The sequence below is a fragment of the Microcystis sp. LEGE 08355 genome (genome assembly GCF_015207185.1).
Classification (GTDB): domain Bacteria; phylum Cyanobacteriota; class Cyanobacteriia; order Cyanobacteriales; family Microcystaceae; genus Microcystis; species Microcystis panniformis.
Map to the genome: position 1 here is coordinate 1 of NZ_JADEXI010000141.1, position 9,261 is coordinate 9,261.

Genomic DNA, 9,261 nt, shown 5'->3' on the forward strand with positions numbered 1-9,261 from the left:
ATCTAAATTACTGGTTAAGACTGTCTATGAGCGCCGGAGTTGGGGGCCGGGTCGAGGAAGTTCGAGCATTTGTACTAAACTTTTCAGGACGCGGTTTAAAGGCAGTACAGCTTATCTATACCAGGATTTCGGCAAAACATGAAAATTATCGCCTACACCTATACTAACCCCCTGCTCGATAGTCCCCCCGATGACTCGATTTGGGCCTATTCTCCCGAACAAGTGTATCAGGATTTTGGCGATCGCTCACAACGGCAGCAACTGCTCTGCGATTGTCAAGGGACTCCCCCCCGACTGCTGATCCTGCGTCGCCTAGCAGAATTGGGAGACAATGGCACGGAAGTTAGCAAAATTTTACAATCCTTAGAAGCCCTCGACATAGATATAATTGCCCTAGAAGACCCGGATTATAAGCTGAATTTTGCCAAGATTCTGCAAGAAATATCAAAAAACGAACTAAGTAATCGTTTAAAAGCAGGTCACGCTCACAATCGTCTGCAAGCTTTGCCTCCCCCCGGAAAAGCACCCTACGGTTATCGTCGTGGCAAGGATCGTTATATACTCGATCGCAGTACCGCACCAGTAGTCAAAGACTTTTTTGATCGCTTTTTGATTTCCGCTTCCCTGGGTTCCACGGTGCGCTATCTAGAAAAACGCTACGGCAAAAAGATATCGATAGCTACTGCCCATAAATGGCTAACTAATCCCGTTTATCGCGGCGATTTGTGCTATCTCGGTCAAGATATTATCCCCGATACCCACACCCCGATTATCTCCCGGGAAGAAGCGGCCCAGATCGATCGCATCCTGAGAAATAATCGCAAATTACCCCCCCGCAGTGCCAGCGCCCCGCGTTCCTTAGCGGGTTTAGTCGTCTGTAATCAATGTCAATCGGGGATGACGATTACCAAAGTGACAGCGCGAGGAAAAGGCACAGAATACCTCTATTTGCGACCTTTGCAATGTCCCCGGACAAAAAAATGTTCGGCGATCGCTTATGACAAAATTCTCGATAGCACAATCGAGCGCATTTGTCAAGACCTACCACCGACGATCGCTCAGATATCTTTACCGGATTTAGAGGGGATCAAACGGGGAATGAGCGAGGAAATAGGGCAAAAAAACGATATTTTGTCGCAATTGCCCTCCCTAGAAGCGGCGGGAATTTTAGATCGAGAAACGGCTAATCTACGGGCCTATAAACTGAAAAACGAGATCGCACAGATTCAAGGACGTTTAGACCAATTACCCCCCGATAACCTGACTATTATCGCTCGTGCCGTTGCTTTTCCGCAATTTTGGCGAGATTTATCGGAAATAGAGCGCCGTTTTTATTTTCGTGAGTTTATCCGTCGCATCGAAATCGAGAGGGAAACGGCTAAGAATTGGCATTTACGTTTAATCTTCGTTTTTTAAGAGTCTGGGACAATCTTAAAGTTAGCTAAAAATTGAGGAATGTTTGAGCGATCAATGCTAAGAAAAAGGCCAACAGCGATCAATCTCAACTATGAGCAATAACAAAAGATTAACTAGGTATAAAAAAGGGCGAAAATCCTCCAGGACAAAACCCCACCTTTATGATTATCACTATAACCAACCCGGGACGATGCCGGGGTTAATCACCATCGATGAAAATGCCATTGCTACCGAGATATTTTTAATTAATTATAATTCTCAACAAGCCACTATAGTTAATAATCTCTTAGCTCAAGACTGTCTTAAATATTTATCCAATGATTCTATCTCTTGGGTTGATATCGTCGGTTTGGGTAATGAAGATAAACTGCAAGAGTTGGGGGAAATTTTTCATTTACATCCCCTAACCCTGGAGGATATAGTCAGTATTCCCCAAAGACCAAAAGTGGAAGAATGCGATAATTATCTTTTAATTATAGTGCCGATGGCCATCCTGATCGATCATCAGGGTTTTTTGCTAGAACAAATCAGTTTAATAGTCGGGAAGAATTATGTTTTAACCGTGCAGGAAGAAGGACAATACGATTCTTTAGAGGGAGTTAGGGAAAGAATCCGTTTAAATAAAGGTTCCATCCGGCAGCAAAAATCTGGTTATTTAGCCTACGCAATTTGGGATGCTATTATTGACGGTTATTTTCCTGTTTTAGAGTCCTACGGAGAAAGAATCGAGGAGTTAGAAAACGAAATTTTAGCTAGTCCCACGGAACAGACTTTATCACAAATTTACCAACTACGTCAGGAATTACTCTCCCTGCGACGAGCAATTTGGCCGCAAAGGGACACCCTCAATGCGCTTTTACGCGATGAATATATTGTCATCGATACAACGATTAAACCCTATCTAAGGGACTGTTATGACCATGTGGTACAAATCCTCGATGTTATCGAAAATTACAGGGAATTTGCCAATGGTTTAATGGATTTTTACCTGTCTTCCGTGAGTAATAAAATGAACGAGATTATGAAAACTTTAACGGTAATCTCGACGATTTTTATCCCGCTCACCTTCATTGTCGGTATTTACGGCATGAACTTTAATACTGATAAATCTCCCTATAATATGCCCGAATTAGAATGGTATTGGGGCTATGTGTTCGTCTGGGGATTGATGCTAACCGTTGCTTTCAGTTTAATCATTTTCTTTTGGCGACGCGGCTGGTTTAAGAACCTATCGACAGTGAAGAAAAGATAAACTGTTAAGCAGATTAGGCAGACCGGATTACCTGGTCGGCATCTAGTAAGAGAAAATGACTATTGCAGAGAAATCAATAATTTAGTGTCCACGGTATTTTTTAACACTTTCAGTTGATGGCTTCTAATTTTGTCCAACCAACTATAGTGCTGGTTGCGACATTGATAGACGATATCGATGTCACCAATCTCTGACTTAATCTGAGCTAAGTAGTTTTCTAGTTCGCTAATTTTCATAACCAATCTCGCTTGCGCTGAAGGACACCAACCCTAAACCAAGAATTATCGCTAAAGGATAGGGGTGACTACAGTTACTATTATAGGCCGATCATAATTCCTAAAGAAGTTCTTATCTAACAAAGTTAGCTAATGTCAGGGTTAGATGATATTAGCGAAGTTTCTTTCTAGTCGTCTAGGGGGCAGTGCCATTCCTAGGTAGGGTCTGCTGAAAAAGTTTTTCGTGGGGGTAGGGTGTAGGGTGTGGGGTGTAGGGTTTTACCCATTTTCAGGGGGTCAATTACCTAATTTTCAGGGAAAAAGTCCAGGAATTTTCCCCCCGATCCCCGCAATGGCTGGCACTTTTTGAGGTGAAAAAAGTCCAAAAGTCTTATCCAACAAGGTTTTTAGATTTATTCAGCAGACCCTAGGTAAAGGGGCTAATTTACCGAAGAAGGGCCGCAGTAATGCCCAAGCAATGTCGATAATCGCGCCAAGTCAAGAAATAGAAAATTCTCGATATTGTCTTTCACTTCCCCCAGCTTCAATAATTAATTCTTTTTTCATTACTTTTTAGTCTCTGGAGGTGGCTGTTTGGAAGCTGCCGCAATCGCTTGATTTAAGCGAGTTAATTCTTCTTTAAACTTCGGTTCTTGGGGATAGTTTTTGACTAATTTTTCTAGGATACTTTTAGCTCCAGAAACGTCTTGAGTTTGTAATCTTGTTCCATAAAGAACTAGCATAACTTCCAGATTGTCGGGATATTTTTGATATAACTTTTCTAAAGGTTCTCTAGCTCCGATAAAATCTTTTAACTGTAGGCGAGCTTGTGCTAGTCCTTGCAAAGCAGTGGGGTTATCTGGTTCGCGTTCGAGAATTTTCTCGTAACCTTTGACCATTTCTTGTAATCTTTCGGTGGGAATAGTTGCATTTTGCCCGGGTTGATTGCCTTGGGGGGAATTAGAATTATTATTTTTCAATAAACCTAAGGTTGGCACTACCATTAAAGCCAGAAATACTAAACCAGAGGAAACAATTAAGACTCGTTTGAGCGTATCGTTATTTTTTTGGGGCATACTTTTTAAAGATTAGAGATAAGATTAATTATTGGTGACTCGATGAAATTCGTGACCCCAAAGATTATAAGCCCAAATTCCCAAGCCAAAACTACCTAAGCAGAGGATGGTGAGCATCAGGAAAACTTGCCACCTATTGTAACCTGCTTCCTGAAGTTCTAGACGACCCAGGATAGTGGCGGCTAAGAGGATTAAAACTCGACTAAATACCGCCCACTTGTGGAAGATAAAGACTACCGCCAAAGACCAGCCGAGAATTGATAATACAGCACTAATATCGTTTTTAAACCAACTGCGGAAAAATACCGGCATTAAGTGACTAAACAGAGTTAATCCTAGGGCAATTGAGAGAATAACCCCTACCGCTAGGATATAGATGATGATTTCTAGCCATTCGCTAGTGAGAGTCCAATTCATCTCATCACCGCGGGCAAGTAACCAATCACTCCATGATAAACGCTCCTGGGCGATCAACCAGCCAAACAGCCCATAGACTGATGGAATCAGAAAGGTAAGTAGTACAAGGCGCCAAAACATAATCAGTTATCAGTTATCAGTTATCAGTTTTGAGTTATTAGTTATTAGTTATCAGTTATCAGTTATCAGTTATCAGTTATCAGTTATCAGTTAACTGAAAAAAGTCAAGCCTGAACCCTGAAAGAGGGGAAAATTGCCCCTTTTCAGACTTCAGGCCCGTGGAGTTGTCCCGATCGCTTAGGACATATACTGGATGATAAAGTCGAAGTAGGGGGCTGCTGCCACGGCATCTTCTTGAGTCAAAAGAGCTAAAGCGGCCTCTTTGAGACAACGAATCGCTTCCACCATGCCGGGGATGGGAACATTAAGAGAGTTATACATCTCTTTGACCCCGATCAGGCCGGTTTGTTCGATCGGACCTTTATCTCCGGCTAATACCCCATAGGTAACTAGACGCAGATACCAACCATAATCGCGCAAGCATTGATTATATTGACGCTGACCGTAGGCATTACCTCCTGGCGCTCTATAATCGGGACGTTTCTTGAACAGTTGTTTTTGAGCCTGATCGACGATTTTTTTCTCATTTTCAGCGAGAGTCTCGGCAATGCGAATTCTCTGCTCGCCAGTTTTTAAAAATTGCCCGATACCCTGTAGTTCACCACTACTAGGATAACGAAGTTCGTCGTCGGCTTTGAGGATGACTTGGCTAACTACGCTCATAATATCAAGGTAAATTCTGATAACATTCTGTAGTTTATCTCAGGTCGGGGTCTGGAAGTCGAGTCATCCCTGCTGGTTGGGCAATTCCTAAAAATTGTAATATTTCGTTATGAGTTTCCCCGACAGCCCGGTTACTGTCTAGAATGAATGTATTAGTGGTCAGGAGCGAGGAGATGGCAATTGAGATGTCACCGCACACCGATTAACTTGAACCCGATAACTGGTAATTAATATGGAATTTTTAGCATCCTTCCTATTGATAGCGGGCATTCTGGGATTAAATGGCTTTAAAATCGATCGAGAATACCAGCGTGGTGTTATCTTTCGTCTAGGGCGTTATCAAGACACCAAAGGCCCCGGACTGTACTGGATCATTCCCCTAGTTGACCAAAAAATGCAGCTGGATATTCGCACCAAAACCGTCGATATCGCCCCGCAAGAAACTGTCACCGCCGATAATGTCACAATTAAGGTTAATGCGGTTCTCTACTATCGCATTATCGACCCTAGCAAAGCGATTAATAAAGTCGAATCCTATCCCGCGGCCGTTTATCAAGCGGCCATGACCACTTTAAGAAATGTAGTTGGTCAAAATCGTCTCGATGATGTCTTGCAAAAACGAGACGAAATTAATCATGCGGTTCAACAAATTGTCGATGAAATTAGCGAACCCTGGGGCATCGATATCGAACGGGTGGAGATGAAAGATGTGGAAATTCCCACCGGTATGCAGCGGGCAATGGCCAAGGAAGCGGAAGCTTTGCGAGAAAAACGGGCCCGTTTGATTAAAGCTGCCGCAGAACAGGAAGCCTCCCTAAAATTAGCGGAAGCTTCCCAATTAATCATGGAAAATCCCGCCGCTTTGGAATTACGCCGACTACAAATGTTAACGGAAATTGGAGCGGAAAATAACACCAGTACCATCATTATGATCCCCTCCGATATCTTAAATCTGGCTCAAAAATTAGCCGAAAAACCATCACAAAATGGCTCAATTGTCAATAGCCAAAAGGGTTAATTTTCTCTGGTGTGTTAGGTTGGTTTAACACACCTAAAATTGTTAATTAACGCATGGTGACAAATTCCTCGGCAGCACTGGGATGAATGCCGACAGTGGCATCAAAATCGGCTTTTGTTGCACCCATTTTTACGGCAATGGCTACTCCTTGAATAATTTCTGCGGCGTGATCTCCTACCATGTGCGCCCCAAGGATTTTACCACTTTCCTGATGGACAACTAATTTCATCAAAGTTTTGTCCTCTCGGCCTGGTAAAACATTGTAACCGGGGCGGAATTTAGACCGATAAACTTTAATTTCCGTGTCACCATATTGTTTTTTTGCTTGCAATTCTGTTAATCCCACCGTCGCCGCTTCAGGAGTAGAAAATACTGCCGAAGGAACGTTTTCATAACTCATTAACCGGGGTTTATTACCAAAGACTGTATCGGCAAAAGCTCGCCCCTCATTAATCGCCACGGGAGTTAAATTAATTTTATCGGTACAATCGCCCACGGCATAGATATTATCTTCGCTGGTTTGGCTATACTCGTTGACGACAATTGCCCGATTTTTAACCTCGACATTGACATTCTCTAAGCCCAATTTTTCCAGCTTAGGAATTCTTCCAGTAGCGGCTAATCCTAGGGCATCAACAAAGAGAATTTCTGCGGTTTCTTTTCCCTGAATATGTACCTTTAAACCCTCGTCAGTTTTCTCGATCGAAGTGGGAAAAGTTTCGGGCATAATTTTAATTCCCTGACAGATCATTTCCGCTTGAATCTCATCGCGGATATCCTCATCAAACCCTCTTAAAATCTTGTCTTTACGGATTAACTGCACCACTTCTGTCCCTAATCCGTGCATAATACCAGCAAATTCTACCCCAATATATCCTGCCCCTAAAACTATAATTCTTTTCGGTTGTTCTGGCAGTTGAAACATAGCATCAGAAACTACCGTATGTTCGATCCCCGGAATATCGGGTTTAACCGGGTGTCCCCCCACGGCAATTAAAATTTTATCGGCAGTAATTTTCTCCTCTCCCACCTCTAGGGTATGGCTATCAAGAAACTTGGCATAATTAGGAAAAATCGTCACTTGAGAATTATCGAGCATCTTTTGATAAATGCCATTTAAACGGATAGTTTCCTGATTAACGGCGCTAATTAATTTTTGCCAATTTAACTGACTCTCTACTGGACTCCAACCGTAACCTTCCGCATCCTTAAATAGTTGCGGAAAACGACTAGAATAAACCATTAATTTTTTGGGAATACAACCGCGATTAACACAGGTTCCTCCCAAGCGATCATATTCTGCTAATCCCACTTTTGCCCCGTATTCGGCTGCCCGTCTAGCGGTGGCAATACCCCCAGAACCACCACCAATCACGAATAAATCAAAATCATAACTCATAAAAATATCCTCGCGAATGTATAGAAATTTGACGGAATCAAGAAACTTTCTGGGCAAAAAAGGATAGAGAATATCTCGGAGCAATCCCTAACTGAATCTATTCAGTAACTAGGACAATATGGTCACTAAGGCTGCTAAATTAGAGTCAATTTATTTACTGCCAAGATTTAATTCTATGCTAACACACCGATCGAAATTATCTTTTCTCTTGGGGACTTGTTCCCTATTTCTCTGGGTAAACCATCCCGTCACCCTCGCAACCCCCATCAGTCAAGACAATTCCCCCCCTTCCCAGTTTATCTGTCCGGCAGACTTAGCCACCAGGATCGATCGCATTTTGGACCGCCCCGATTATCAAGGCACTTATTGGGGAATTTTAGTAAAATCCCTCAATTCTCAGGAAAATCTCTATAGTCTCCACGAAAATAACTTTTTTACTCCCGCTTCTACTGCGAAACTATTAACCACTGCCGCCGCTTTTAGCAAATTTAACCGCGATTATCGTCTGAAAACCCCCATTTTAGCCCAAGGCAACCCCCCCAATTTAGAGACTTTAACCTTAGTCGGCAGGGGAGATGCAACCATAACCACAGAAAAGTTAGAAAAATTAGCAGAAAAGTTAAAAGAACAGGGAATTAACTCAATTTCTCGCTTAATTGTCGTTGCTAGTCCTTTTGTCGTCTCCGATAGTCAAAAAACCTGGGAATGGGAAGATGTCTTTTTTGACTATGCTGTACCCGCTTCTAGCTTGGTTTTAAACGAAAATTCCGTCACTTTAAAGCTTTTACCGCGACAATTGGGGCAAAGCTTAGATTTACAATGGTCTGATCCCATTGCCGCTAAACAATGGCTAATTGAGAATCAAACCAGCACCGCAGCGCAAGGAAGTCCGAATACTCTAGCAATTAAGGGCAATTTAGCCAATAATCGCCTGATTATCACTGGTTCTCTGGCTATTGATAGTCAAGATGATTTTAATTTAGCTATTCCCCAACCCTCGGAATATTTCCTGGCTCGCTGGCTTAATATTCTTGAAAAAGCGGGAATTACCGTTAAAAATGCGGAAATTAGTTCAGAAATTCGCGGCGATGAAATCACCAATTTAGAATCAGAACCATTAGCATATTTGGTGGAAAAAGTCAATAAAAATAGCGATAATTTACTAGCCGAAACCCTACTACAAATGCTCGGCGGTGTGTCGGGATTGCAAGAAACTTTAACAAAACTGGGAATTAACAGCGATGGTTATAAAATCGGCGATGGTTCGGGGCTATCACGACAAAATCTGATTAAACCCAATACTTTAGGTCAAATATTACAACTAATGGCAGAAAACCCTGATTATCGTCGTTCTTTAGCCATTGGCGGCATTGATGGCACTTTAACCAATAGATTTCGCCAGACTCCCCTAGAAGGACGATTACAGGCAAAAACCGGGACTTTAACCGGAGTTACCGCTCTCGCTGGTTATCTAGAAACCGCCGACAATCAACCCCTAATCTTTAGCATAACCGTGAATAACAGCGATAAAACCGCCACCACCCTCAGAAACGGCATCGATGAGGTGATTTTGCTTCTAGGACAGTTAAAACGCTGTTAATCTTTAGGAGCCGGGAGACAGGAGATAGGGGGATAGGGAGATAGGGAGATAGGGGGATAGGGAGATAGGGGGATAGGGAGATAGG

General features: G+C 42.6%; 9 protein-coding genes. 4 read left to right on the top strand and 5 right to left on the bottom strand.

Annotated elements, in window-relative coordinates:
- Positions 1-138 precede the first annotated feature (138 nt).
- Together IQ242_RS09470 and corA are read left to right on the top strand one after the other, a co-directional pair.
- A complete protein-coding gene (locus tag IQ242_RS09470) occupies positions 139-1,416 on the top strand; it encodes a recombinase family protein (RefSeq protein WP_193959793.1) in 1,278 nt (425 codons plus the stop codon).
- 91 nt (positions 1,417-1,507) lie between these two features.
- Positions 1,508-2,668, top strand: coding sequence for a magnesium/cobalt transporter CorA (gene corA / locus IQ242_RS09475; protein ID WP_193959794.1), 1,161 nt, complete (start codon positions 1,508-1,510; stop codon positions 2,666-2,668).
- A 59-nt stretch (positions 2,669-2,727) separates the two neighbouring features.
- On the opposite strand, the gene IQ242_RS09480 is transcribed toward corA, so the two are convergent.
- From IQ242_RS09480 to IQ242_RS09495, 4 genes are all read right to left on the bottom strand, one after another.
- Positions 2,728-2,904, bottom strand: coding sequence for a hypothetical protein (locus IQ242_RS09480; protein WP_193959795.1), 177 nt, complete (start codon positions 2,902-2,904; stop codon positions 2,728-2,730).
- A gap of 545 nt (positions 2,905-3,449) precedes the next feature.
- Positions 3,450-3,959, bottom strand: coding sequence for a tetratricopeptide repeat protein (locus IQ242_RS09485; protein WP_193959796.1), 510 nt, complete (start codon positions 3,957-3,959; stop codon positions 3,450-3,452).
- A 24-nt stretch (positions 3,960-3,983) separates the two neighbouring features.
- A complete protein-coding gene (locus tag IQ242_RS09490) occupies positions 3,984-4,496 on the bottom strand; it encodes a hypothetical protein (RefSeq protein WP_193959797.1) in 513 nt (170 codons plus the stop codon).
- A gap of 177 nt (positions 4,497-4,673) precedes the next feature.
- The gene (locus IQ242_RS09495; protein ID WP_002769830.1) at positions 4,674-5,159 is read right to left on the bottom strand and encodes an allophycocyanin subunit alpha-B; all 486 of its coding nucleotides are present in this window, start codon (positions 5,157-5,159) and stop codon (positions 4,674-4,676) included.
- A 232-nt stretch (positions 5,160-5,391) separates the two neighbouring features.
- Between IQ242_RS09495 and IQ242_RS09500 the strand changes: the two genes are divergently transcribed.
- Positions 5,392-6,177 carry a slipin family protein gene (locus tag IQ242_RS09500; protein WP_193959798.1) on the top strand — a complete coding sequence of 262 codons (786 nt, stop codon included), beginning with the start codon at positions 5,392-5,394 and terminating at the stop codon, positions 6,175-6,177.
- Positions 6,178-6,223: 46 nt separating this feature from the next.
- Here the strand turns inward: IQ242_RS09500 and gorA are convergent, their stop codons facing one another.
- Positions 6,224-7,576, bottom strand: coding sequence for a glutathione-disulfide reductase (gorA, locus tag IQ242_RS09505; protein WP_193959799.1), 1,353 nt, complete (start codon positions 7,574-7,576; stop codon positions 6,224-6,226).
- 175 nt (positions 7,577-7,751) lie between these two features.
- On the opposite strand from gorA, the gene dacB reads away from it, so the two are divergent.
- Positions 7,752-9,176: a D-alanyl-D-alanine carboxypeptidase/D-alanyl-D-alanine-endopeptidase gene (dacB, locus tag IQ242_RS09510; RefSeq protein WP_193959800.1), complete on the top strand. Its 1,425-nt coding sequence runs from the start codon at positions 7,752-7,754 to the stop codon at positions 9,174-9,176.
- The last annotated feature ends 85 nt before the right edge of the window (positions 9,177-9,261 follow it).

Excerpts from the sequence above, each read along its gene's own strand:
- gorA (WP_193959799.1), bottom strand. The coding sequence starts at position 7,576 with ATGAGTTATGATTTTGATTTATTCGTGATTGGTGGTGGTTCTGGGGGT.
- dacB (WP_193959800.1), top strand. The coding sequence starts at position 7,752 with ATGCTAACACACCGATCGAAATTATCTTTTCTCTTGGGGACTTGTTCC.
- IQ242_RS09480 (WP_193959795.1), bottom strand. The coding sequence starts at position 2,904 with ATGAAAATTAGCGAACTAGAAAACTACTTAGCTCAGATTAAGTCAGAG.
- corA (WP_193959794.1), top strand. The coding sequence starts at position 1,508 with ATGAGCAATAACAAAAGATTAACTAGGTATAAAAAAGGGCGAAAATCC.
- IQ242_RS09485 (WP_193959796.1), bottom strand. The coding sequence starts at position 3,959 with ATGCCCCAAAAAAATAACGATACGCTCAAACGAGTCTTAATTGTTTCC.
- IQ242_RS09500 (WP_193959798.1), top strand. The coding sequence starts at position 5,392 with ATGGAATTTTTAGCATCCTTCCTATTGATAGCGGGCATTCTGGGATTA.
- IQ242_RS09470 (WP_193959793.1), top strand. The coding sequence starts at position 139 with ATGAAAATTATCGCCTACACCTATACTAACCCCCTGCTCGATAGTCCC.
- IQ242_RS09490 (WP_193959797.1), bottom strand. The coding sequence starts at position 4,496 with ATGTTTTGGCGCCTTGTACTACTTACCTTTCTGATTCCATCAGTCTAT.
- IQ242_RS09495 (WP_002769830.1), bottom strand. The coding sequence starts at position 5,159 with ATGAGCGTAGTTAGCCAAGTCATCCTCAAAGCCGACGACGAACTTCGT.